The organism is Proteus cibi (genome assembly GCF_003144405.1).
Lineage (GTDB): Bacteria > Pseudomonadota > Gammaproteobacteria > Enterobacterales > Enterobacteriaceae > Proteus > Proteus cibi.
In genome coordinates this window covers 170,072-196,092 of the sequence record NZ_PENW01000016.1, presented here as the reverse complement: position 1 = coordinate 196,092, position 26,021 = coordinate 170,072, and the positions used below count along the sequence as shown (strand labels likewise).

The 26,021-nt window shown below is 36.9% G+C and carries 21 protein-coding genes, 1 tRNA gene and 1 pseudogene; 12 read left to right on the top strand and 11 right to left on the bottom strand.

Going from position 1 to position 26,021, the window contains the following annotated elements; all coding sequences use genetic code 11:
- Positions 1-68: 68 nt before the first annotated feature.
- The gene (gene add / locus DK865_RS09880; RefSeq protein WP_109391803.1) at positions 69-1,064 is read right to left on the bottom strand and encodes an adenosine deaminase; all 996 of its coding nucleotides are present in this window, start codon (positions 1,062-1,064) and stop codon (positions 69-71) included.
- 137 nt (positions 1,065-1,201) lie between these two features.
- Here add and DK865_RS09875 point away from each other — a divergent pair, with 137 nt between their 5' ends.
- The 5 genes from DK865_RS09875 (at position 1,202) to DK865_RS09855 (ending at position 6,766) form a co-directional block, all read left to right on the top strand.
- Positions 1,202-1,873, top strand: a complete 672-nt coding sequence (locus tag DK865_RS09875; RefSeq protein ID WP_109391802.1) for a Crp/Fnr family transcriptional regulator — start codon at positions 1,202-1,204, stop codon at positions 1,871-1,873.
- 278 nt (positions 1,874-2,151) lie between these two features.
- Complete coding sequence (locus tag DK865_RS09870; protein WP_109391801.1) at positions 2,152-4,020, top strand: amidohydrolase; 1,869 nt, start codon at positions 2,152-2,154, stop codon at positions 4,018-4,020.
- 63 nt (positions 4,021-4,083) lie between these two features.
- On the top strand, positions 4,084-5,682 hold the full coding sequence (locus DK865_RS09865) for an MFS transporter (RefSeq protein ID WP_109391800.1): 1,599 nt from the start codon (positions 4,084-4,086) through the stop codon (positions 5,680-5,682).
- A gap of 241 nt (positions 5,683-5,923) precedes the next feature.
- Positions 5,924-6,364, top strand: a complete 441-nt coding sequence (locus DK865_RS09860; RefSeq protein ID WP_109391799.1) for a hypothetical protein — start codon at positions 5,924-5,926, stop codon at positions 6,362-6,364.
- A gap of 111 nt (positions 6,365-6,475) precedes the next feature.
- Positions 6,476-6,766 (top strand): VF530 family protein, encoded by a 291-nt coding sequence (locus tag DK865_RS09855; RefSeq protein ID WP_109391798.1) that lies wholly within the window; start codon positions 6,476-6,478, stop codon positions 6,764-6,766.
- Positions 6,767-6,926: 160 nt separating this feature from the next.
- On the opposite strand, the gene DK865_RS09850 is transcribed toward DK865_RS09855, so the two are convergent.
- Both DK865_RS09850 and DK865_RS09845 read right to left on the bottom strand, forming a co-directional pair.
- Positions 6,927-7,397, bottom strand: coding sequence for a hypothetical protein (locus DK865_RS09850; RefSeq protein ID WP_023582224.1), 471 nt, complete (start codon positions 7,395-7,397; stop codon positions 6,927-6,929).
- Positions 7,398-7,656: 259 nt separating this feature from the next.
- Entirely contained in the window at positions 7,657-8,823 is a 1,167-nt protein-coding gene (locus DK865_RS09845; protein WP_109391797.1) for a XylR family transcriptional regulator, read from the bottom strand.
- A 188-nt stretch (positions 8,824-9,011) separates the two neighbouring features.
- On the opposite strand from DK865_RS09845, the gene DK865_RS18860 reads away from it, so the two are divergent.
- The 4 genes from DK865_RS18860 to xylB all read left to right on the top strand — a co-directional run bounded on the left by DK865_RS18860 (position 9,012) and on the right by xylB (position 14,517).
- Positions 9,012-10,181 carry a MalY/PatB family protein gene (locus DK865_RS18860; RefSeq protein WP_023582222.1) on the top strand — a complete coding sequence of 390 codons (1,170 nt, stop codon included), beginning with the start codon at positions 9,012-9,014 and terminating at the stop codon, positions 10,179-10,181.
- A gap of 6 nt (positions 10,182-10,187) precedes the next feature.
- The gene (gene nhaC / locus DK865_RS18855) at positions 10,188-11,663 is read left to right on the top strand and encodes a Na+/H+ antiporter NhaC (protein WP_023582221.1); all 1,476 of its coding nucleotides are present in this window, start codon (positions 10,188-10,190) and stop codon (positions 11,661-11,663) included.
- Between the two features lie 10 nt (positions 11,664-11,673).
- Entirely contained in the window at positions 11,674-12,990 is a 1,317-nt protein-coding gene (gene xylA / locus DK865_RS09830; RefSeq protein ID WP_036913103.1) for a xylose isomerase, read from the top strand.
- A gap of 72 nt (positions 12,991-13,062) precedes the next feature.
- Positions 13,063-14,517, top strand: a complete 1,455-nt coding sequence (gene xylB, locus DK865_RS09825) for a xylulokinase (RefSeq protein WP_109391796.1) — start codon at positions 13,063-13,065, stop codon at positions 14,515-14,517.
- A 75-nt stretch (positions 14,518-14,592) separates the two neighbouring features.
- Here the strand turns inward: xylB and DK865_RS09820 are convergent, their stop codons facing one another.
- The 3 genes from DK865_RS09820 to yegD all read right to left on the bottom strand — a co-directional run bounded on the left by DK865_RS09820 (position 14,593) and on the right by yegD (position 17,557).
- Entirely contained in the window at positions 14,593-14,856 is a 264-nt protein-coding gene (locus DK865_RS09820) for a DUF3811 domain-containing protein (RefSeq protein WP_109391795.1), read from the bottom strand.
- A 171-nt stretch (positions 14,857-15,027) separates the two neighbouring features.
- Positions 15,028-16,053, bottom strand: a complete 1,026-nt coding sequence (locus DK865_RS09815; RefSeq protein ID WP_109391794.1) for a threonine aldolase family protein — start codon at positions 16,051-16,053, stop codon at positions 15,028-15,030.
- A gap of 151 nt (positions 16,054-16,204) precedes the next feature.
- Positions 16,205-17,557 (bottom strand): molecular chaperone, encoded by a 1,353-nt coding sequence (gene yegD / locus DK865_RS09810; protein ID WP_023582218.1) that lies wholly within the window; start codon positions 17,555-17,557, stop codon positions 16,205-16,207.
- Between the two features lie 201 nt (positions 17,558-17,758).
- Here yegD and DK865_RS09805 point away from each other — a divergent pair, with 201 nt between their 5' ends.
- On the top strand, positions 17,759-18,235 hold the full coding sequence (locus DK865_RS09805) for a hypothetical protein (protein WP_109391793.1): 477 nt from the start codon (positions 17,759-17,761) through the stop codon (positions 18,233-18,235).
- Between the two features lie 148 nt (positions 18,236-18,383).
- Here DK865_RS09805 and DK865_RS09800 read toward each other — a convergent pair whose 3' ends face one another.
- From DK865_RS09800 to DK865_RS09790, 3 genes are all read right to left on the bottom strand, one after another.
- Positions 18,384-18,797 carry a DUF6122 family protein gene (locus DK865_RS09800; RefSeq protein WP_036913093.1) on the bottom strand — a complete coding sequence of 138 codons (414 nt, stop codon included), beginning with the start codon at positions 18,795-18,797 and terminating at the stop codon, positions 18,384-18,386.
- Between the two features lie 90 nt (positions 18,798-18,887).
- Positions 18,888-21,200, bottom strand: a complete 2,313-nt coding sequence (locus tag DK865_RS09795) for a hypothetical protein (RefSeq protein ID WP_109391792.1) — start codon at positions 21,198-21,200, stop codon at positions 18,888-18,890.
- Positions 21,201-21,287: 87 nt separating this feature from the next.
- A tRNA-Arg gene (locus DK865_RS09790) sits at positions 21,288-21,359 on the bottom strand.
- A 246-nt stretch (positions 21,360-21,605) separates the two neighbouring features.
- On the opposite strand from DK865_RS09790, the gene mnmH reads away from it, so the two are divergent.
- Positions 21,606-22,697 (top strand): tRNA 2-selenouridine(34) synthase MnmH, encoded by a 1,092-nt coding sequence (gene mnmH / locus DK865_RS09785; protein WP_109391791.1) that lies wholly within the window; start codon positions 21,606-21,608, stop codon positions 22,695-22,697.
- 100 nt (positions 22,698-22,797) lie between these two features.
- On the opposite strand, the gene DK865_RS09780 is transcribed toward mnmH, so the two are convergent.
- On the bottom strand, positions 22,798-23,541 hold the full coding sequence (locus tag DK865_RS09780) for a DUF4184 family protein (RefSeq protein ID WP_023582214.1): 744 nt from the start codon (positions 23,539-23,541) through the stop codon (positions 22,798-22,800).
- Between the two features lie 271 nt (positions 23,542-23,812).
- On the opposite strand from DK865_RS09780, the pseudogene DK865_RS09775 reads away from it, so the two are divergent.
- Positions 23,813-23,935 (top strand): annotated as a pseudogene (locus DK865_RS09775) (multidrug transporter subunit MdtL); the annotation flags it as partial.
- Between the two features lie 145 nt (positions 23,936-24,080).
- Here DK865_RS09775 and DK865_RS09770 read toward each other — a convergent pair.
- Positions 24,081-25,727, bottom strand: a complete 1,647-nt coding sequence (locus DK865_RS09770; protein WP_228407756.1) for a DUF4139 domain-containing protein — start codon at positions 25,725-25,727, stop codon at positions 24,081-24,083.
- Between the last annotated feature and the right edge of the window lie 294 nt (positions 25,728-26,021).

The window sequence follows — 26,021 nt, the reverse complement described above, 5'->3', positions numbered from 1 at the left end:
ACTTAAAAAACAAAAAGAACACCTTAAAAAGAAAGGTGTTCTTTTCCATGACGATTATGTGTGGTTCGCTATTTTGCGTAAGAATCATTGAGCGTATTCATTAGCTTTTTACGAACGTCATTTGAAATAAAACTGGCATTAAGAGCATCGAAATTACATTGCTGAAAATCTTTTTCATCCCAACCAAAAATATCATGTAATAACTGATACTCTTTATTTAATGAAGTATTGGCAACCGTTCGTGCATCGGTATTAATATTTAATTTAACGCCCTGCTTTTTTAGCTGATTAACCGGGTGTTGGTCTATGTGCTCATATATATTGCAAATAATATTACAGCTTGGACAAATCTCTAATAATATATTTTGAGATTTAAGCTGGTTAATGACTCGACTATCTTCAATACTTCTAACCCCATGACCAACTCGAGTCACTTGCAGTTTCTCCAATGTTTCAGTAACACTTTCAGCACCTTTCGCTTCACCTGCATGAGCAATTAAATTCCCCCCTGCTTTTTTAACATAATCAAAAGCAGCTATATGATTATCTAAAGGAAAACGTGCTTCATCCGCGGCTAAATCAAGAGCAACTACGCCTTTATGTAGGTACTCCACAACCAACTTAGCGGTTTGCTGACTCTCTAATGCACTAAAATGACGTAATGTGCAGAGGATCAAGCCTGCTTTAAGATCATATTTTTGAGAAGCATCATTCATCGCTGAAATAACAACTTCAACAACATCTTTATCTGTTAAGCCTTGTTTGGTGTGTAATAACGGGGCAAAACGTATCTCAACGTAAATCACGTTGTCTGCTTTCAACTGATAGAACAGATCGTCAACTGCCAGTGTAATTGCTGATTTGGTCTGCAAAATATCAATTTGTGGCGTAACTTTACTTAAAAAATCACCCAAATCAAAACAGGGTTTATGCGCAACAAACTGCTGATTAAATCTATCAACGCTTATTGTTGGATCTAGCTGTTTAATATAAAAATAACTTAAACAAGTATCTAAATGTACATGAAGCTCAACTTTAGGTAATAAACTGGGATTGAATGTCATCAAATAGAGTCTCTAAATATTAGGAATATCATGATAATAATAATCTCCACCAGCCTAAAAAAGGACATATGTCCTTTTTTTAAAAGTATGCTATTTTCGATAATAAATTGGATCTTAATCGCGAAAGGAAAATAAAAGTGAAAATAGTGAATGATGAAAAAAAACGTAATGCTTTTATTTTAATGCATCAACTTGATGCTTATTTATCTGACACGTTGTTGTCTTCTATGCGATTAATGGAAGTGAAAACGGGAGAGTATTTAATAACGCAAAATAGCCAAGCAACACATTTATATTGCCTAGTAGAGGGAAAGTTACAGATTGAACGTTACGAAATAAATGGTGAACATGTGGTGTTTTCTTTTGAACAAGCTTTCTGTGTTATTGGTGATTTAGAACTTTTCTCCGCCAAAGATGAAATGGTATTTAGTACGGTACAAGCCTTAGTGCCTTCTTATTTGTTAGCGTTACCGCTTTCCATTGTCAGACAAAAAGCATTGCAAGATACTCGCTTTTTAACCTTTATTTGCCAGCAATTAAGTAAAAAACTATATCAATCATCATTAAAACACGCTCAATCACCCTATTCTTCAGAATTCAAATTGCGCCGATATTTATTTTTTAAAACTCAGCAAGAAGGATACTCTTTTCAATTAGAAAAAAGAGAGCCATTGGCTGCCATGCTTGGGATCTCAACCAGACAATTAAATCGTGCTTTAGCACATTTAGTGAGTATTAACGCGATTAAATTAAAGAGCAAATCGATAACAGTATTAGATTGCGAATGTTTATCTCACATTGATGACTAAAATGAAGAAATTATAGACATTTGATTAAATATCAATAGATTAGCTCATCTTTATCTTGTTCATTTTTTTGTTCCCTTAAAGCAAATGTTTTAAATGGTAATGAAATAAACTTAAGCTACAATTTAATAAACCTGCTGGAATAAATATAAAAAACTGACCTTCTTATCTTTAATTTATTTTAAAAATAAATCGTTATCTGTATTGCTAATAAAATACGGTACGCTCACGCCTTTTATTTAACAAAGGGTTAATTCCTTTTAAATAGGAAATCAAAAATCATGAATAAAACTTTCGCAACTGAAATATTTATCAATGGTGAGATCCATACTCTTGATAGAGAAAACCCTCTCGCTCAAGCAATAGCTGTCTATCAAGGTAAATTTCTTTTTATTGGCTCAAATGATGAAGCGATGCAGTTTCAAAATGCAGAAACAAAAATCATTGATCTAAAAAACCACGTTATTATTCCTGGGCTTAATGACTCACACCTGCACCTCATTCGCGGTGGACTAAATTACAACCTAGAATTACGGTGGGAAGGCGTACCCTCTCTGTCTATTGCCCTTGATATGTTAAAGGCTCAAGCCCAAGTGACACCGTCACCTCAATGGGTACGTGTTGTTGGTGGTTGGAGCGAGTTTCAATTTGCAGAGCGTCGTATGCCAACGCTAGACGAAATTAATGCGGTTTCTCCGGATACGCCAGTTTTTGTATTACACCTCTATGACAGTGCATTGCTAAACAAAGCCGCATTGCGTGCGATTGGTTACACCAAAGAAACCCCCAATCCACCCGGTGGCGAAATTCAGCGTGATGAACATGGCAACCCGACCGGATTATTGATAGCAAAACCTAACGCGATGTTGCTCTATTCTGCATTAGCAAAAGGCCCTAAATTACCTCTTGAATATCAAGTGAATTCAACCCGCCAATTTATGAGAGAATTAAATCGTCTTGGTGTCACGAGCGCTATTGATGCGGGTGGTGGTTTTCAAAATTATCCTGAAGATTATCAAGTTGTTGATGAACTTGCCAAAAATAACCAATTAACGATTCGTATTGCTTATAATTTATTTACCCAAAGACCAAAGCAAGAGTTTGAAGATTTCCAACAATGGACATCAATGGTATCACCTGGTGATGGCAGTGATTTTTATCGTCATAACGGTGCGGGTGAAATGTTGGTTTTTTCTGCGGCTGATTTTGAAGACTTCTTACAGCCAAGACCTGATCTTCCTGAAAATATGGAAGCTGAATTAGAAAAAGTGATCCGTCATTTAGTCGAACATCGCTGGCCATTTCGTTTACATGCCACTTATAACGAATCCATTAGCCGTATGCTAGATGTCTTTGAAAAAGTCAATAAAGACATTCCTTTCGATGGCTTGCATTGGTTTTTCGATCATGCTGAAACCATCAGTGAAAAAAATATTGAACGCGTTAAAGCGCTTGGCGGTGGATTAGCAATTCAACATCGTATGGCGTTCCAAGGCGAATATTTTGCACAACGTTATGGTACAAAAGCACTGAAACAAACACCCCCTGTCGCCAAAATGTTAAATGCACAAGTGCCTGTTGGATTAGGTACAGATGCAACTCGTGTTGCTAGTTACAATCCGTGGACAGCGCTTTATTGGTTAGTGTCAGGGCGTACTGTAGGGGGCATGCAAATGTATGACGGCGATAATCGTTTAGACAGAGATACAGCGCTTATGTTATGGACGATGGGAAGTTCATGGTTCTCCAATGAACAAGGTAAAAAAGGTCAAATTAAAGCAGGTCAACTTGCCGACTTTATCGCCCTTTCTGCTGATTATTTTCGAGTGCCGGAAAATGAAATCAAAGCGATTGAATCACTTTTAACGGTCGTAGATGGCAAAATTGTGTATGCAAATGGTGATTTTTCAGCATTAACACCGCCTTCTATTCCTGTATTACCTGATTGGTCGCCGGTGATCAAAGTACCAGGTCATTATTCTTACTTACAACAAGAGACAAAAACAGCGGTGTTAAATCAGCTACATCAATGCTGTGGCGCCTGCCATGTTCATGGGCATCAACATGATATCGCTCGCCAATCATCCATTCCTATTTCAGATGATAATGCATTTTGGGGCGCTTTAGGCTGTTCTTGTTTTGCATTTTAATTTTTATGATAACGATGGTCGGTAATTATTTACCGGCCATCTCACACAAAGAGAGATAAGACGATGGCAACGCAACGCGCCTCTGCATGGTCGCCCTTACGTAATCGTATTTTTTTCGTATTATGGATGGCAACGCTATTTTCTAATATTGGTACTTGGATGAATGATGTGGGTGCCGGTTGGTTGATGACAAACCTAAGCCCTGATCCCGTAATGATTGCCGCTATTCAAGCCATGACGACATTACCTGTTTTCTTATTGGCGCTTCCCGCAGGCGCCATTGCGGATATTTTTGATAAACGAAAATTGCTTATTTTCGTCAATATTTTAATGCTCTGTGCGGCTTCATTATTGGCTGTTTTGGTGTATTTCGATGTTATCAGCATTGGCTGGTTATTATTAATTACCTTTGTTTTGGGATCTGGCGCGGCATTTTTAGGTCCTGCATGGCAAGCGATTGTACCAAGTATTGTCGAACCTAATGAATTAAAATCAGGTATTGCTTTAAACAGTATGGGAATTAATATCAGCCGTGCAATAGGTCCCGCACTTGCCGGTATTTTGATTTCCCAAGTCGGTCTTTATCTTCCTTTTTTACTAAATGCCTTGAGCTTTATCGCCATTATTCTTGCTGTCTGGTGGTGGGAAGGTGAGAAAAAAGAAGAGGAAAAACTCCCTGCTGAATCGGTTGTGGCAGCAATGATCTCCGGTTTGCGTTATGCACGTTATAGTCCGGCATTGATAAAAACGATCATAAGAGCAGCCAGCTTTTTTATTTTTGCGAGTGCTTATTGGGCAATGTTACCGCTAGTAGCCCGTGTTTCATTGCAAGGTGATGCAACATTATACGGTTTACTTACCACCAGCATTGGTATTGGTGCTGTGATTGGTGCATTTAGTTTATCAACATTACGTGAAAAATTTAGCACCAGCACACTTATTGCTTTGGGTACCGTGGGAACAGCCTTGGTATTATTTATTTTTGCCAGTGCGACTTCAAAATATCTCGCTATTTTCGCCAGTATGCTTGCAGGATTTAGCTGGATAATCACCCTTTCCACATTAATGGTCTCAGCACAAACAGCCTTGCCTAATTGGGTTCGTGCGAGAGGTCTTGCACTCTATTTAACCGTGTTTTCAGGCTCGATGGCGTTAGGCTCTCTTGTTTGGGGACAAATCGCTTCACATACTTCAGTGACGATAGCTTTGCTGTGTGCAACGGTCGGGATTATTTTAGTTTGGTTATGTGTTTTACGTATCAAATTAGAACATGACAATATCAACTTACAGCATTCAGAACATTTTATTCTGGATGATGGGCTTATTGATATTACAACAGATAAAGGCCCCGTGTTAATTACCGTGAATTATCAAATTGACGTCATTCACCGAGAGCAATTCCTAAGTTTAATGAATCGATTAAAAACAGTTCGTTTAAGAGATGGTGGTTATTCATGGGGCGTGTTTATTTCATCTGATGCGATGACGGAGAATAACGCTCAAACGTATATGGAAACTTTTATGGTGGCTTCTTGGACTGAGCATCTTCGTCAACATGATCGCGCGACAATGGATGATAAACAGTTGCAACAACAATTAGATAACATCATTAGCGCCAAAAAAGTGACACACTCATTCTCTGCTTTTTCACATAAGAAGTAATTAATTAGCCAAGCCATTAAAACTGATTGAATAGATTAGTTTGATGGCTTGGCTTAATAAACGTTTTATTGATAAATAATTTCAAGATTTAGCGTGGTATTTGCTGTTCCTTCGAAATTAACGCGTGCAATGCCTCATAATATTCATGATGGCTAAAGATTTAATGAGCCTGCCACAATCAAACTTTAAACACTGTGGTTATAATGGAATGATAAAACTTAAAAAATGAGGATGGGGTATCATGAAAAAGCAATATAAAAAGATGTCTATTTATTGTTCATTTTTATCTATTGTTTTGGTGCTAGGGACATATTATTGGCTTAAATTACCTTATTCTTTTTCTTATCAGCGTCAACTTGCCACTCATTTTATTAATAATATCAATAATGAAGAATATGAACAGGCATTTAGTATGACACAACGAAACCTGTATACAGGGAAAACATTAGCAGAGTTTAAAGCTAAAGTGGTGAGAGAAATACCTACTTCTGGATATCAGTTTGCTTACAGTTTTCCAAAACAAACAAATGGGAACCGCCTACGCCGCTGGTTTAATGGCAATGAAGTGGAAATGCAGGATGTAAACATCGAATTTAAAGGCCCGACTGATCTTAGGATCACGCTAAGGCATACTGGCGATGACAAATGGGAAATTTTTTATATTACGAGTCATGCGGGATAACAACGTATTATCTCTATTTTATTCAGTCCATTTTATTGCCACTCTCACTGCTTTCTTGTACTCTGCATCGCTTCTTACTTTTGAAATCAATAAAACGTATTTGAGAAAATCATGACAGGACATATTTCTAAAGATCCGCTACATGGCGTTACTCTTGAAATGCAAGTAAATGCGCTGGTGGCAAAATATGGTTGGGCTAAATTAGGACAACTTATCAAAATTAACTGCTTTAGAAGTGATCCTAGCGTGAAATCAAGTTTAAAGTTTTTGCGCAGAACGCCATGGGCTCGCGCTGAAGTAGAAGCGCTTTATCTTGATTCTCTTGAAGCAGATATTGATGATGTGATTGACGTTATCGATCACCCTGATTGTGATCCTTGGGCAAATAGTCGTCGAAAGTAAAGCTGATTAGGCTAAATATAATAAATTAAATATTATTCTTCGCTCGGCTTATATATTAAAAAACAAATTAGGGAATATTAATAAAATATTCTCTTTTATTTTTATATAAGCCGAGCTGAAATTGTTTTTATAGTAACTTTAAATACACCTTATAATAAGGTTATTTTTTGTTTCTAATATGAACTGTTATAAGAATGTAATTTTGAGCATGTAATTTTGATTTATCTTCCGAATAAATAGGTGCGGGTCCAGAGTTAACACTATAGCTGAATTTACTATTGTGAGACCAATGCCAATTTACATTACAAAATTTATCATCGAAAGTTTCATACCGTAAAAAACCTTTAGGACCAGCAAATGCACTGCCTATATTTATAGCCCTGATGTCACTATTAGCAAATAGTTTTATTGGTGGTGATCTTTCCCATTTTCCTTGTAGTGGTTCCCCTCTTGATGCAAGCATAAAATTTTCAGAAGTTTCATTATAAATATCAATATAAACGCGCTGAGTTGTGCCTCTACCTTCAATAAAACCCTCTTTTTCAAATAAATTCTCCATTTCTTCAAAAGTTAGTTTTTTAATTTCAACATCAAGAATAACATCTAAATTATCTTTTATTTTATTACTCATAACGATACCTTTTAATAAAACCGTTAAATTGTTTAGATAGAAAATAATATTCAATGTATTATTTTTAGATTACATAGCTAATTAAAAGCTATGTAATATTTATAGTCTGATATTTCAATAAATCAATAATTATGATTAATATAATTAAACATGGTTATTTTTAGTATTATAATAACTGTTAATTAACGATAATTATTTTTCGTTATTTGTTTTTTAGATTGTTTTTATTTAATGTAATTTAATATTAAGTTACTAAGGTTTATTTATCCCTAAATTCCTTTGGCGTCATTCCCAAATCTTTTTTAAAGATAGAGTAAAAATATTGTAAGGATGGATAGCCACACATCACGGATATTTCTTGTATCGCAAGCGTTGTTGTGGCTAATAAATTTTGCGCACGTTTGAGTTTTTCTTCATAAATAACGGTATGAATTGTCTTACCAATTTCTTTTTTAAAACGCTGTTCTAAATTAGAACGTGACATATTAACGGCATCTAAAACTTGCTCTGTTTTTATCCCTTTACAGGCATTGTAATAAATATAATGCATGGCTTGAACAACGGTGGGATCGTTAAACGAATGAAAATCGGTTGAACGGCGTTCGACGATTTTAACAGGAGGAACTAATATTCTTTGCTGTTTTTCTGTTACATGTCCTTCTAGCGTTTGATGCAACAATTTCGCTGCTAAATACCCCATTTGTCGTGAGCCTTGTACCACCGATGACAAGGCAATACGTGATAAATAACGTGTCATATCCTCATCATCAATACCAATAATACTGATCTCTTCAGGCACATTTATATTTAAATTATCGCAAACTTGCAGTAAATGACGCGCTCGTGCATCTGTTACCGCAATAATGCCAGTTTGTGGTGGTAACGTTTGTATCCAATCCGATAAACGGTTTTGCGCGTGTTGCCAATTTTCTTGGGTAATATCCATGCCGTTATAAACAATACCCGGATATTTTTCACTGGTGACTAATTGACGAAAGGCATGCTCCCGTTCATTAGACCAATGAGGGTGATCTTTTGCCGGTAAACCATAAAAAGCAAAGTGTTTCAGCCCTTTTTGTTTTAAATGTAAAAAAGCGTGTTGAACTAATGCGTAATTATCGGTGGCGATATAAGGCACGGGGGGATAATTTTCCTCTTGATGATAAGAGCCCCCTACGCCAATGACTGCTAACGACGATTGGCTTAAATGTTTAGCAATAATGGGATCATCAAAATCGGCAATAATGCCATCACATACCCAGTGATTAATATTATCTAAACGGGTACGGAAATCCTCTTCAATAAATACATCCCAATGGCACTGTGATGCCTGAAGATATTCTCCAACACCCTCAACCACTTGACGGTCGTAGACTTTATTTGCGTTGAATAACAGCACAATACGAAAGTATGTATCTTTTTTCATTTTCGTTTACCTATTCCCCAAGGCTGGCATTAAACCATAGCTTTAATTTTGTAAGAACTTGCTTTCATCGCTATGTGACTACAATCACACAAGCCAAATTTCGTAATAGCAAAGTAAAAAATAGGAATAACCAATGTTAATTACAACGGGTATTTTGTTTGTAAACCCGATTGCCGAGGAGATTTTTCATGTATCAGAATAACTTTAATAAATTAATTTCTAGGCAAAATACCTATAGCGCAAAATGGTGTAATAGTAACGCCAATGTTATCCCGTTATCTGTTGCGGATATGGATATTCCTGCCCCTGATTTTATTATTAATGCATTGACCCAATTTAATCTTAAAGGCATTTATGGCTATACCGACCTGAGCCAAGATTGGAATAACGTTGCAGCAAATTGGTTTAAAACGCAATATCAGTGGGTTGTTGCTCCTGAGACAATTGTGTTTTGTCCTCGTATTATTCAAGCGGTTTCGCTTTATATTCAAAACTTCACACAAATTGGCGATAAAGTTACAACGCTGTCGCCTGCTTATCATCCTATTAGCAATGCCGTTTGTGTCAACAACCGTGAACTATTAGAAAGCCCATTGATTTATCATGACGGCTATTATGAAATTGATTTTGATGACTTAGAAAGTAAATTTAAACAATCTGTCTGCTTTATTTTACTCTCGCCACATAATCCGACAGGAACGGTATGGCAAAAAAGTGACTTACTAAAAATAGCGGAACTTGCGCAAAAATATCAGGTTTTTATTATTTCTGATGATGTGCATGCAGACTTTATTTTTGATGACGCAACTTATTACCCTATTTCATCCGTAAATACTTATGTAGAACAACACTCCTTTATTTGTACTTCTCCCGCTAAAACGTTCAATTTAGCGGGTCTTGAAGTTGCCAATATCGTTATTGCCAATCCTGAATATCGTGAAAAATTCAAGCAGTGCTTAATTGCTGCGGGTATTCATAATCCTGGCTATTTTTCAGTTCCCGCTTTTTTACAAGCGTATACCTTACAAGGCCAACAGTGGGTTGGTGAATTAAAAACGTACCTTGCTGATAACCGCCGTTGGGTAAAAGAACAATGTGAACGTTATTTTCCTGATTGGGTTATCACTCAAAGTCATGGCACCTACATGCTATGGATCAACTACCAAAAAATGCAGTTATCTGAAGAACAACTAAAACATTGGTTTGTTTCATTAGCTGAAGTGGAAATGAGTTGGGGGCGTGGTTTTGGTGCGGTTGGGGATGGCTTTTTCCGCATTAATGTCGCGACACCTCGTTCAATATTAGAAACCGTTTTCACCCGGCTTATTCGTACCTTACCTCACGCCAGTTTGGAATAAATTACAATGAAAACGCAAACGATAAACAACCCAAGAACGCCTACGCTTCTTGAATCGCTCTTTCCTATTCTCACCATGGTAGTGTTATTAGGAGGAGGCTACGCCGCTTTTGATTTACCGCCTGAACCTTTAATGGTGCTATCTACAGTTGTAGCAGCGCTATTAGTAAAACGATTAGGATATCGCTATGACGAGATCTTAACGGCAATCTCACAAAAGATAGCGAAAACCATGCCCGCACTGCTGATTTTAATCAGTGTGGGTTTATTAATAGGCACATGGATGATTGGTGGCACCATTCCACTGATGATCTATTACGGCTTAAAAATGATCAGCCCAGAAATGCTTTATGTCACAGCATTATTGGTTACATCATTAGTATCAGTCTGTACAGGAACGTCATGGGGCTCTGCGGGAACCATCGGTGTTGCCTTTATGGGTGTTGCCGTCGGTATGGATGCAAATCTTGCTGCAACAGCCGGTGCTGTCGTTGCGGGTGCCTATTTTGGTGACAAACTTTCACCGTTATCTGGTGATACCAACCTGGCTGCAATGGCGGCAAGGATCGACCTCTATCAACATATTTGGCACTTACTCTACACCACACTGCCTTCGCTGATTTTAACGGCGATTGTGATGACTGTTTATGGCATGAATGGTGATTTAGCAGGTCAAGGTGTGCCAGAAAAAGTGACCTTAATTACAAATGGTCTTGAGAATGTTTATAACTTCAATCTAATCCTTCTCATTCCTGTCTTAGTGATTTTATATGGTTCAGTAACGAAAAAGCCCACTATCCCAGTGATGTTAGCCTCCGCTGCAATTGCGATGTTTAACGCCTATCTTATTCAAGGTTTTGGATTGCATGACATCGTAAAAAGTGCTGTTGATGGTTTTAATGTCTCGATGATCCAAGGGAAAGAAGTGCCTGAATTATTAGGCAACTTATTAAATCGTGGTGGCATGAACTCGATGATGAGCACACTGCTTATCTGTTTCTGTGCCCTCTCTTTTGCCGGTACCTTATCGTTAAGTGGCGCATTAGAAGTGATTGTCCATGCATTGTTAAAAATGGTTCACTCAACAGGTTCAATGATCTTAGCCACAATTGCTTGCGGGCTAACCATGATTGGCGTGACGTGTAATGGACAAATCTCAATCCTTATTCCTATCGAAATGTTACGTGGTGCCTACATCGAACGAGGCTTACACCCTAAAAACCTCGCTCGTACCGTAGAAGACTCCGCCACGATTTTTGAACCCATTTTACCGTGGACCGCCGCAGGGGCTTATATGGCAGGTACGTTAGGTGTTGCAACCTTAAGTTACTTACCTTGGGCTGTATTGTGCTGGAGTGGCATCTTCTTTGCCATGCTGTGGGGTTTTACGGGCTTTGGCATTGCTAAATTAACACCAGAAGAGCAGGAAGAGATGACTGCTGAGCTTGAATCACATTCAGAATTACAACTTGATACTAAATAAGGACGGTTCCATGTCTTACTTTGATAAAATTGAACAAATTCAATATGAAGGCACTACAAGCGATAACCCATTAGCCTTTCGTTACTATAACCCTGATGAGGTTATTTTAGGTAAACGAATGGAAGATCACCTAAGATTTGCCGCTTGTTATTGGCATAACTTCTGCTGGAATGGTTCTGATATGTTTGGTATTGGTACTTTTGATAGACCGTGGCAAACACCGGGGGAAGCGTTAGAGCAAGCAAAACGCAAAGCCGATGTTGCCTTTGAGTTCTTTCATAAGCTCAATGTTCCTTTCTACTGTTTTCATGACGTCGATGTGATTTCAGAAGGTAATAACATCAATGAATATATCTCTAATATGGCGGCGATCACCGATGTATTAGCAAGAAAACAAGAAGAAACCAACGTTAAGTTATTATGGGGAACGGCAAACTGCTTCACGCATCCTCGCTATGGTGCTGGTGCAGCAACTAACCCTGATCCTGAGGTTTTTGCATGGGCAGCGACACAAGTTTGTGAAGCGATGAAAGCGACAAAAACACTGGGTGGCGAAAACTATGTATTATGGGGGGGACGTGAAGGCTATGAAACCCTGTTAAATACAGATTTACGCCAAGAAAGAGAGCAAATTGGCCGTTTTATGCAGATGGTTGTTGAACACAAACATAAAATTGGTTTCCAAGGCACATTACTGATTGAACCTAAACCACAAGAGCCGACAAAACATCAGTATGACTATGATACTGCGACGGTTTATGGTTTCTTAAAACAGTTTGGTCTTGAAAAAGAAGTCAAAGTAAATATTGAAGCCAACCACGCAACATTGGCCGGACACAGCTTCCATCATGAAATTGCTACTGCTATTGCGTTAGGAATTTTAGGCTCTGTTGATGCTAACCGTGGCGATCCACAATTAGGTTGGGATACCGACCAATTCCCAAATAGCGTGGAAGAAAATGCACTTGTGATGTATGAAATTCTTAAATCAGGGGGCTTTACAACGGGGGGGTTAAACTTTGATGCGAAAGTTCGTCGTCAAAGCAATGATAAATATGACCTATTCTATGGGCATATTTCAGGAATGGACACAATGGCAATGGCGTTACGCATTGCGGCAAGAATGATCCAAGATGGTGGGCTGGATAAATTCACCGCACAGCGTTATTCAGGTTGGAGTGCGGAATTCGGTCAAAATATCTTACAAGGTAAATTAAGCCTTGAAGAGGTGGCGAAATATGCACAAAGCAATACCTTAGCGCCACAGTTACAAAGCGGACGCCAAGAAATGCTCGAAAGTTTAGTCAATCGCTATATTTTTGGTTAATCGCATCAATGTAATAACACAGCGGGTTTTCCGCTGTGTTTATTCATCAGATACAGGTCATGAGGTAACTTCATGTATTTAGGGCTAGATTTAGGTACTTCAAGCGTTAAAGCGATCATCATGAATGAGAAAGGTGACGTTGTCACTAGTTATTCCGTTCCTTTAGCCATTTCACGCCCTCACCCTCAATGGTCAGAACAAGATCCACAACAATGGTGGCAAGCAACAGAAGAGGCCATTCTTCAGCTTGGATGTCATTTTCCAATGGATCAAATTGAGGCGATTGGATTAAGTGGACAGATGCATGGCGCCGTTTTGCTTGATGATCAACAAGCGGTTTTGCGCCCTGCCATATTATGGAATGACGGACGCAGTTTTAAACAGTGCCAAATGCTTGAGGCACAATATCCTCAGTTTAAAAAAATCACGGGTAACTTAGTGATGCCCGGCTTTACTGCACCAAAACTACAATGGGTTGCTGAACATGAGCCTAAGATCTTTCAACGCATTGCACATGTTTTATTACCTAAAGATTTTTTACGTTGGAAGATGAGCGGTAATTTTGCCAGTGATATGTCAGATTCAGCCGGTACACTTTGGTTAGATATGCAAAAGCGAGATTGGAGTGATGAGCTTCTAAATGCGACAGGATTAACGCGTCGTCAAATGCCCACGTTGTTTGAAGGTAATCAAATAACGGGCTATCTCTTGGCTGATATCGCCAAAAAGTGGCAGATGAAACAAGTCCCTATTATTGCGGGTGGCGGCGATAATGCAGCCGGTGCAGTTGGTGTCGGCGTTTATCAACCTGGTCAAGCAATGCTCTCTTTAGGTACGTCGGGTGTTTATTTTGTGGTGAGTGAACAGTTTCTCCAAAACAGTGAGAATGCTGTGCATAGTTTTTGTCATGCATTACCAAATACTTGGCATTTAATGTCTGTCATGTTAAGTGCGGCATCATGTCTTGATTGGGTGTGTCAATTAACGGGCATTGAGAGTGTCGGTAGGATGTTTGAAGAGCTCGAACATGCTACTTTTGCTGATAGTCCTCTTCTGTTTTTACCTTATCTTTCCGGTGAACGGACACCTTATAACAACCCGAATGCAAAAGGTGTTTTTTGGGGATTAACCCATGAGCATCAACGGGCTGACTTGTGCCAAGCTGTTCTTGAAGGGGTGAGTTTTGCATTAAGACAAGGGATTGAAGTTGCAGAAAACGCAGGTCAATTAGCGGATAATATTACATTAATTGGTGGTGGTGCCAGAAGTGAATATTGGCGACAACGCCTTGCAGATATCACGGGAAAAACCCTCGATTATCGTCAAGGGGGGGATGTTGGTCCCGCTCTTGGTGCGGCAAGACTCGCACAATTAGCCGTAAATCCAGCGCATTCATCACACGTTATTCTTTCTCAACCTAAGCTTGAACAACGCCATACACCAAATTTAGAAAAACATAAAACATACGAAAAAAAATATCAGGCTTTTAAAAAGTTATATTCATTAATAGAGACGATGGAAATATAACAATATTGCGTCAATATCAGGGTAAATTAATAGCGCTAATTTTTATTGATAAAGTTAGCGCCATTTTATCAATAATTAACGATATCCCCGAGTATGGTTTTTAGCAGACCAACTGTAGGTTTCGTCACTTGGGGCTAGTTTTTGTTTCTTCTTGAGGGCTTGTGCTTTTTTGGTGGCTTTTTCAACTTCGAGGGAGATTTCGGTAATAATGGAGTCTTTGACTTTGTTCATTTCAGCATTGGTTAATTCACGCCCTAATTTCTTTCTCTCTTGACCTATTCGGGTTCTTACTCGCATTTGTTGGGCATCTGTCATTTCTTGGAGTGTCAGTTTCTTCATTCTATTACCCTACCTATATTGAGAGAGGAAGTATTAATATAACATTATTAATGAACCTCTCCATCATTATGTTGAGGTTTAAGGTGATTAAATTCGGATTATTCGAAAATGCATTACACACTTAATAAGAGTGTAATGCATAAAAATAAGAGATAAGTTTAAATCGAAAAATTAAACTAATTGAAGAAATGCTGTTTTAAATCCATCAATGTCTTGCTGTGTTGTTGCCCAAGAAGTACAAAGGCGTAAACAACTCAAATTAGGATCTTCAAGTAAAACACGATGGAAAACAAAGTGCTGAGTTAATTTTTCTGCAATTGTGTTTGGCAAAATAACAAAAACTTGGTTAGATTCTGGCGGTGCTAAAAAATCAAAACCTTGTGCAGTAAAGAACTCAGTTAATTGTGATGCCATTTCATTAAGGTGTTTACCTAATTTAAAATAGAGATCATCTTTAAATAACGCCTCAAATTGCGCACCTAATAACCAACCTTTCGCTTGTAATCCACCTTTTTGTTTTAAGCTAAAACGAAAATCGGATTTTAATGTTGGGTGACAAATGACGAGTGTTTCCGCTGACATTGCACCAATTTTAGTGCCGCCAATATAAAAAGCATCGGTTAAGCTGGCGATATCTTCGATAGTCAGATCACTGTGTGCAGACATTAATCCTGCTGCTAAACGGGCACCATCCAGATATAACCATAAATTATGTTCATTACAGAAATCACGCAGTGCCTGTAATTCAGCTTTACGATAAACCGTACCAATCTCTGTGGCATTCGTTATATAAACAAGTTTAGGTTGAACCCAATGTTCATCATTATGCTCAGCAAGAATAGGTTTTAATAACGCGGGGGTTAATTTACCATCAGCGGAAAAGGTAGTGATAACCTTATGACCGGTTGCTTCAATAGCGCCTGTTTCATGTGTCGCAATATGCCCAGTACTCACAGAAATAACAGCTTGGTGTGGACGTAAAAAATGAGAGATAGCCGTTAAATTAGTAATGGTGCCACCATTAAAAAAGTGAATATCTGCATCCGGTTGTTGAATACGCTGTTTTATTGCTTGGGCAGCTTGATGACAAAGTGTATCCATGCCATATCCATCATAGCGTTGCCCCACTGTATCAGTGATTGCCTTCATGACCGCAGGATGTGCAATTTCATTATAATCATTTTGGAAGCGGTACATGTGTTCTCCTGTCGAATGTTGTGTTTTTATTGCGTTTTTATCGTGTTTGATAAAGAAAAATGCCTTACATCTAATCAATACAACGATTAAATGTAAAGCGCTTTAATATATTGAAAATATCCGTTATTTGAAACCGATTATTGAATACTCATTATTTAAAACAGACTTCGCCCCAACGTGCCAATCCTGCGGTAACCGATCCAAAATCATTACCTTTAACAATCGGAATATTAGGCAATTGTTGTTCAATGGCTTGGCATAAAATAGGTGAACGCGCAGAGCCTCCCGTCATAAAAATCGTGTCGGGTTTGATCCCTCCTTGTTGAACTGCATCATTAACTAATTCAATCATTTTGCTTTTTGGTGATTCGATAGATTCAACCATTTGTTCGCGTTCAATCGTTAATTCTAAGGTTTCACTTAATAATGCGATATTAGCAATATACTCAGGGGAATCTGATAAAGCGATTTTAGCTTCTTCAGCTCGTCGTACAATGCTATAACCCAAGGTTTCATTATAGACTTCAATAAGGCGCGTTATTTTTTCAGGCTCTTTTGCGTCTCGTCTTAGCTGATTTAATACAGCAAGGTTTTGACGAGAATAAAAATCTTTTTGTGCTTCTACATTATTAATCGCAATAGGGTCCCAGAACTGTTTCAGCGGTAATTTAATACCTGAAGACGTTAACCCTGTCATACCAAATAATGGCATAAGCTGTTTAAAAGCGAGGTAAATATCAAGATCGTTGCCACCAACACGTTGTCCACTATGGGCAAGTAATGTGTTTGAGCGGTCAGTTTTGCCTTGATAACTTGGTCCCATTTGAATTAATGAACAGTCTGTTGTACCCCCACCAATATCAACGACTAATACCGTTTGGTCTTTAGTCAACGTCGATTCATATTCAAGCCCAGCAGCCACAGGTTCAAATTCAAACATAATATTCTTAAAGCCAGCTCTTTTAGCTGCACGAATAAGAATGTTTTCAGCTTGTCTATTTGAAGCCTCGCCACCCAACCCATTAAAGTTAATCGGTTTGCCAATAACGGTATCGGTGATCGCTTCTTGTGTGCTTTTTTCCGCTTGGTGCTTAATATTTGCCATCATGGCGCAAACTAAATCTTCAAAGAAGCTAATTTGTATATCATGTAGACCAGAAGCACCTAAGAAGGATTTAGGCGATTTAACGTAATAGACATCACGAGGATCACGTAGGTATAAACTTAATGCAGATTGTCCGAAGAGAATATCTTCAGGAACCAGTTCAATATCTTCTTCTCGATTAAACGCGATCGACTTTCTTAGTAATTGTTCGCCAACTTCACTGGAAGGTTTAATATTTAAATGGCGAAATAAGTGCTCAGAAACAGATTCACGGGTTGGCGCACAAAGGGTTGATGGAATATACACATCATTACCTTCTAAAGGCAAAAGAGTGGGTTTTCCCTCTTTCATCATTGCAACAGAACAATTTGATGTTCCGTAGTCAAAGCCAATAAACATTCAGCCTCCCCAGTAGACTTCATTAAAAAAAGACTGAGCACTCTACATCAAGCTTTTTGTAATTACCACCAGATTATGTGGCTTAAAAGAGAGAGAAATAAGCGAAGTCATCTAGCACATTAATGGTTTATAATGCTTGAAATGAGATTAAGGAAGGTTCTAAGACAACCTCAAAGGTCTGTCTCAAGAAAGCGTAAAAATATGAATACAATTCACTTATGTATAGTAGGAATTTCGGGTTACGAGGGACCTAATTTTATTTTAGGTGCTTTTGACAATGAAGATACGGCTGAAAAAGCAAGAACGACATTTATTAAAGAGAATCAAGGCGAAGACAATCTAGTTAAAGTACTCATTAAAAAAGATCGGTGGATAGAAATCGAAGAAGTGAAATTAAACAGTTTTAGTTGTGATATTCCCCTTTCAGATTTTTATTATATTGTTTCGCGTTTTAGTGAAGGTTTTGGTCAGATCTATCGTGATATTGAAGCCATTTTTGATAACTATGAAAATGCGCTCGCTAAATTAGAGCTACTCGAAAAAGAGTATGATGAGTCTGATGCCTCATTTCCTGAATATTTTGCGATTGAAAAGCTACATGCCAATCAAATTAATGCTAAAACCATAACACAGTGGTTAGCTGATAACTATTTTGGCGATGATAACCATTTATTGTGATAATTTTTCTTTCACTGTTGTGTTGATAATCGCTATTTATACCGAATTGTTCTTTTAAGAAATCATGCTGATGTCAGTTTTTGCCATTTGCGGACAAATGATCTCAAGTCTATTTATTGATATATTTAGTGGTGTTGGATTTAACCTTTTATTTTTGGACAATAAAGTCATTATTTAGGGGCGATATAAAGTGATTTTTATCACAACTCATCGTTATTGATAAATTGGGTTTTAATCCACCTAAATAGCAGTCAACCGAGTCGGTAAATAAATGAAATAAACACCCTACCGCTATGGCTTTTAATTTCCATGATGGTAAAAGCCCTATGCCTAAGTAAATCAATGCTGCCCAACCGGTATGTAATGGATGAAAGCCCACGCTACAACGGTTGGGATCAAAAATAGGTGTTGCTAATAAATGGTCAATATCAATAGCCATTGTGCCTATCATAAGAAGTGAGGCTATCTTCCAATTCTTACGCCAGAAAAGATAGCCTAATAAGATAGGTGCTAAAAAGTGTAAACCGTAATGTAAAAGTGTTCTAAAAATCTCAAATATCACTTAAGCCTCTAAACTGATCATCGGTAGCGTTATACAGTGTAAATAGGCAACCATCTATTTGCCTATTTAATTGTTATGTATATCTTAATCTTATTCGCGAGTTTCTTCGCCATTCGCGTTTAAAATAGTCTTCATCATCCAATGTTTTTTAGACCACCCATAAAAAATAAGATGTGAGGCTTTATCATCATAATTATAGTCATTTGGTGTATTTATTACGGTTATTAGTCCATTCCAAATTGGCATAAATAATGTTTTGAAATATTGAGATTGGGTATCAATATAATTCTCTGCCCATAAAATAAATTCTTGCAGTTCTTCTGGGGATAAATAAGAGAGATAAAAAACACATTGCCGCCATGTGTAAGCCGCATTTTTTATTGTGATTAATGATGCGTGATAACCACGATAAGGCGCCTGTAGATAGCGATTGATGACTTGCAAACATTGTTTACACATATCAAGCAAGAATGGCTTTAATTTGTCAGCAAGACCAAGAACATTAAAAATAGTACTAAGATTATGGGTTGTTAATATGTAGGATTGCTCAAGTAATTCTCCATTTATTGCAGGCGAATAAGCGCCAAATTTTTCATTTGTTCTCTCTTCACACCATTTTAAGATCACGCGAGAGGTAGCATAAGGATCGCCCCCTTGGGTATTTACTGATGATAAAGCCGCACATAATTCATGCTTTAATAGTAAATAATCCACTCTATAATATTGTGAATAAAGGCTGTAAGGCAAAACTGAATCAGCATTTTTTACCAATATATTCGCGATTTTCTTACTGAACATGCCCATAAATATATCTGTGGCAAGTTCTTCACTCCATTTAATACTTGGGTCTATTTCAGATGTCAGAGAATTTAATTCTTGTAATAAAGGATTAGGTAACTGCGTATGTGGAAAATAACGAAAGTTTAATAATAAAAACTCATTTAATACTTCCGTAAAGATAGTTTTGTTGGAAATTTGTTTTGTACGAAACTTGTCAATAATCGCAACCCAAGGGAGCTCTTCTAATTGTACTTGATGTTGTAAATCTAATAGTAACAAAGAGCGACGTTGTTTAAATGCTCGATAGTTTTTCTCGTAAAGATGGCGCAATGGAATATCCAATAAACTATTGGCACGTAAACCCGCTGTAATTTGAGGAATAATATTACTTAACGCTTCTGAAGATGTGATTAACTTTTGCTCGATAAGCTGGCTTGCTGTGGTATTTAAACTACGCATTGTTTTATACGTAATAATATTGGGAATAGGATAGCCTTGCGTTAAGTTAAATTGATTTGCTTCATTTTCAGAAATAGCTTCTGTGGCAATTTTTTTATCATCAAAACCATTATTAATATCTAAGCTAGATAGTCGGTTTAAAATGACTCGACTTAATGTGTAATGTAATGGTGATTGCACATCATCTTGTTTTGTTTTTTGTTTTCTATCGCTTTTTTCTGAGTTTGGTGCGCCATACTTCTCGATATGACGTTGTAATAAAACACGAATATGTTGTGCTTGATGAAGAGCTAACTCATTCTTCTCAAAAGATAATTGCTCAATAATAAGACGCAGTTTTGCAAAGTCACCTTTATTTTTTACAGGTTTATTGCAAAGAAAATATCGTTTGCGTAATTGGGAATACTCAGCAATAAGCTCTTTTGCCGATTGCCGCCATAACGATGAAATGGCATTACTCGATGGCTTATCAATAATTTCTGAAAGTAATGCCACCATTTTTACTTTAAAAGGATGCCAAATAGTTACTGCTTCTTTTTGTGCTAATACGCGTTTATTCGGTTTTATTCTTTTAAGATCGTAAATGGTTATATCGAGATCTTGCACTCTGACTGTACTGCCTGAAATGACAGGCTGTTCGACAATGCGAGGGTAAAATCTTAATGTTGAAAACCAAGGAGAAATAATATCCAGCAAGTCTCTTGCGTAAGCTTGTGCTTTATTTCTGATCAACCATGCCACAGTGAGTAAAACACTCTCTTCGGGTACTGTAATCAGATAGTTTTCATTATCTAAACATTGATTAAGAACATTCATTCCTTCATCTGTTAAATAGTAACTATTTAACGCTAAGCGCTGATTTTCAGGTGAAGTTTTTATTTGCAGTTTATCTAATAAATGTTGCTCTTCTGGTGTTATTTCTCCCCCAGCTAACCAATGACCTGTAGCGAATCCTCCTTTTATAACTTCGAGGGTGATCCATGTAGGTATATTTTCGAATGGTGTTCGGCTGCCATAGGTGGCTTGTCCTTGCAGTATCTGATGTAAGACCGCTTCCCATTGTTGAACTTTATGATTATTTATCTCGGGTTGGCTTAACACTTTCGCCAATTGTGATTGTGCATAAGAAAGTCCAACGGGGAGTAGGTTTTGTTTATCAGCCATGATATTCACCCAATAAAGAGAGGTATTCGAGATGATTGTTGATTGCTTTGAAAGAAGTCAAGCAATAGAAATTATTATTAATGAGGGATCCAGAAGCAGGAGTTGAACCTGCGCCCTTTCGGTCCGAAGCCAAATGCTCTACCACTGAGCTATTCTGGAATATGGTATGATTATAAGTGATAAACAAAAAATATCATCTAAATTGTATTCACGATGAATAAAAAAGGAAAAATACGCCACAGGATTGACTGACTGTCGTTGTGTTTTTTTTGTTCTAGAAAAATTAATCTGTCAGAAATAGCACACTATAATTTAATAAAAACATACGAACAGAGCGTGTCATCACATGTTCTTAAGAGTATAGTAGTCAATCTTTCAGCCAGACTAGATATAACAATTTTTATTATGGAATCAGCGTTTTCTGCTCAAAATATTCGACATCTTCTTGCTAGTAACACACCTATTATTGATGTGCGGGCGCCTATTGAATTTAATCAAGGATCGATCCCTAATGCGATTAATTTGCCTTTAATGAATGATGAAGAGCGAGCTGCTGTGGGGACTTGTTATAAACAACAAGGCTCACAAAAAGCCGTCGATTTAGGACATCAATTGGTTAGTGGTGAAATTCGTGATAGCCGTATTGCAGCTTGGCGTGAAGCTTGTGAGCAATTTCCTAATGGTTATATTTGCTGTGCGCGAGGAGGAATGCGTTCACATATCGTTCAGCAATGGCTTAAGGAAATAGGTATAAATTACCCCTTGATTGAAGGTGGATATAAGGCGCTAAGGCAGACTATCATTGAAATGACCAATGAATTGGTTCAACGACCTATTGTCTTAATTGGTGGATGCACGGGTAATGGGAAAACGACGTTAGTGCGTTCGTTACCTGAAGGTATTGATCTTGAAGGTATTGCACACCATCGAGGTTCGTCTTTTGGTCGGACTGTAGAAGATCAATTTCCTCAAGCCACCTTTGAGAACCATCTTGGTGTTGAAATGTTGCAAAAAGCATCAAAATATACACGATGGGTGCTTGAGGATGAAGGTCGCGCTATTGGTGCTAATGGATTACCTGAATGTTTACGAGCAAAAATGGTTGAGGCTTCAATAGTTGTTGTTGATGATCCCTTCGAGCGACGTATAGAACGTTTGAAGGCAGAATACTTTGATCGCATGACACATGATTATCTGGAAGCGTATGGCGAAGAGAAAGGCTGGCAAGCTTACAGTGATTATTTGCACCATGGTTTATTTGCTATTCGTCGCCGATTGGGCTCTCAAAGAGCAACAGAATTAACTCAGTTGCTAGATAATGCCCTAGAAAAACAGAAAAAAGGCGCCAGTACAGAGGCTCATTTTTCTTGGTTAACCCCTTTACTTAAAGAGTATTACGATCCTATGTATCGTTATCAATTAAGCAAAAAGGAAGATAAAATTATTTACCAAGGAAGTTATGAAGAAATCATTCAATGGTTTAAAAATAATAAGTAGATAGCTAAAGAAAAGCCCTGTAAATTTAAATTACGGGGTTTTTAGTTATTATTTTAATCATTTTATTCTCTTTTTATCGCGCAATAACCAGCGATATTACTTATCTCTTAGTACGATATAACCCTATTGCTAAGATTATCATTATGCCAAAGAAAAAAGGGACGGCTAAAGAGAGTTCAAGGAAAATAAACCGGTTAATGTTAATTCCCTGCCCCTTATTTGAGAATTGCAAAGCTAAAGGCAAAGCACATAATCCAGAGAGAAAGCCAATCCCAATTAAACGGTATAACTTAAGGCGGTTTTCTTTTTGTGTTGGGTAGTCTTGTTTGCGCTGATATTGAATATATTTCCAACATAAATAAAGTAGCCCTAATATAGAGCCTAAATGTTGTAATAATTTATAAATAGCAATCTCTTGGTTATCTGTCATTCCTTGTAATAATTGAGCTTGTAGTACAGAAAAAAATCTGACGGCAGTTCCTGTTTCGTGGGTAAAAGAATCCCACACAATATGTGTTATTGCGCCGATATATAGGGATAAAACAAATAAGCTTAATGCTCGAATATTGGGTTTTATCGGCTCATATAAAGGGATCGGTGATACACACTTTAATGGATCTCGTAGTAAATAATTTAGAATAAAGACCAGTAAACAAAAAGGAAATGCAGTATAAAACCAGCCTAATAAGTCATGTGCTGTTGTTGCTGATTGATATAAACCAAAAGAATAGAGTAAATCAGGCGAAGTACTTCCTACAATTAGTGCGGGTAAACTCAGGTTTTTTCCTATACGTGACTGCTTTATGGGGAAAACAATGGAAGGATGGGAAAAAGTCCATGGCATAGGAATATCTCTATAATATGAAAATAAAGAATAAAAATTAGTACGAGTATATCAGTAGATTGGCTAAACTTTATCTGATATCACAACGATTATTAAGATTAAAATAATTCATTGTTGTTAATCTATAACGCCATGAACGCCATCATATATTGATAATGGAATAAAGATATTATTTCCAAAATGGAAATTAGAGATTGCTTTTTTGTCATTAGGTTTCAGTTTCTTTGACGACTAGAATGCCTCTTCATCAGAATAATTGAGAGGTGGCTGGGTGACAAAATATATCCTTTTTAGCTTTTGTTTAGTGTTAATTTACCCTCTTGGTGTGGACTTACATTTAACCGGTTTAACGGCAATAGCGAATGATTTAAACGCTTCAGAAGCGACACTACATCAGTTTATGCATAAAAATACTGATTAAACGTTTTACTGTTATTTATTTTTTTCTTCTGTGTTGACTAAAAATATCTCTTTTAAAAATAGAAAAAGGTGCAATTGCACCCTTTTCTATTTTACAGCTTAGATGTAGATGAGAAAAATTATAACCCCACAACTTGTCTATTTTTAGGATAAGAAAGGGTATAGTTTAGAGGCAATGATTTTTCCTCTTTTGCTCCTAATGTGATATTCCATTTAATTTCGCCGGTATCTTTATCAAGTACGCCATCTTTATAAACCGCATCTGCTACGTTGATATTATTTTCCTGACTAAGTGGTAATTGATCGTAAATAGTGACTTTTACAGGAGAATTGTAAGTGTTTCTTACTTTAATGGTATAGCTCTCTTTTTGTTCAATCGTTGTACCAATAAAGATCGGCTCTTTTCTTATTTTCTCATTGTTAATACGACTAATTTGAATATTTTTATCTATTCCAAATGGAATGTTAAGTAATTCAGTTAGTTCATTAGTATTAATATAACTATTACCAACAAAGCTATTCATATAGTAGATATTTGCACGACCATTGAGTAAATTTAAATTTTCCCAATCTTTCACTTCAGCTTGTAAATAGACCTCTTCAACTAATTTAGGCGTCGCTAAATAGCGATAATCGGCAACAACTTCTTTTTGATTAATCACTAATGTATTAGGCTCTGTACTATTTTTTAAAGTGTAAGGTAATGCGATAGCATGGCTTAAATTAATACCATTATTATTGGTTGTTACATATCGCGTTACGCCTTTATTTAATTGTTTTTCATGGCTTTCTTCTCTCATTATTGTGGGAGACGGTGCTGAAGCCATCTCCATATTCATACTTTTACTTCTAAATTTCGCATTATCATTGTAAAGAGCGAGATACCATGGTGATAACGTTGGTGCAGTAATATTTAAGGATGGATTTGTGGATGTTAAAACCAGTTTTACTTTATCCCAGTTTAGGCCTGTATTTTGAATAACATCCGCCTTGTAGGTGAGCAATATCGGCTTATCCATTCCTTGACTTCGAATATCATAAGCGGGTGACCATCCAGCATCTGGTGTGATATAAGAAATACGCATTTTACTGGTTAGATTTTTTGATGCGCCTAAAGATAAAACAATTTGTGTTTTCTCTTCTGCAATAATAGGCATATCAATTTCTAATTTTCGACTTAATTCTTCAAATTGTTCTGTTAGTTCAGCGATTTCTTCGCGTGCTATTTTTTGTTGATTTAGAATAGACGTCATTTTTTGGCTAATAAAATCAAACTTTTGTGATGAGTGTTCTAATGACTGAGTTTCGTCATGACCAAAAAAGGATTGATCTTTTAGTAAGGCAATCTGTTCATCACCCACATTAATATTAATATTTAATACTTCAATTCTTTTATTAATCTCTTTCTGCTTTTCCATCAATGCGACAATTGCAGAGGGATAATTAGGGGGAATAGGAATTTTTTTAACGTTAATGGTGTTAATAATCACATCGTCATTATCAATACTAATTGATAAGCTTTTAGGATCAATATTGTTTGCAACATTAGATAAGACAACTTCACTCTGCCCCGTGGGTAAATTGAGCGTTACGTTATTATCGAGCTCAGCACCTCGTAAAAAAATAGTTGCTTGGTCGAGTTTTATATCATAATTAAGTGGTTTATTGAGCTCTACCGAATTGATTTCATTAGCAAAAGCACTGGTTGAACTAATAATAGATAATGTAATAAGCGATAATGTTAATTTATTGGGTTTAATCATCATTTTCATTCTATCCATAGTTGATGAGCAGTATTTGTGAGAACGGTAAAATAAAGATGCACTGTTGAAAAAGCATAGTTAGATAATATTGCATCTCTAATAAATTAGATAACAGAATAAACTTAAAGATCTAATAGGTATTAAGTCTAAAAAAACAAATAAAACAGTATGTTAGCGTTTTTAATAGAATGATTATTATAAATAATAAGGATTATCTTAATGATGGGAGAGATATTTAGCTTTTGTTAGCTTTATATAGTCTTGTTTAGATTAATATAAGAGAAAACATTCAGTAAT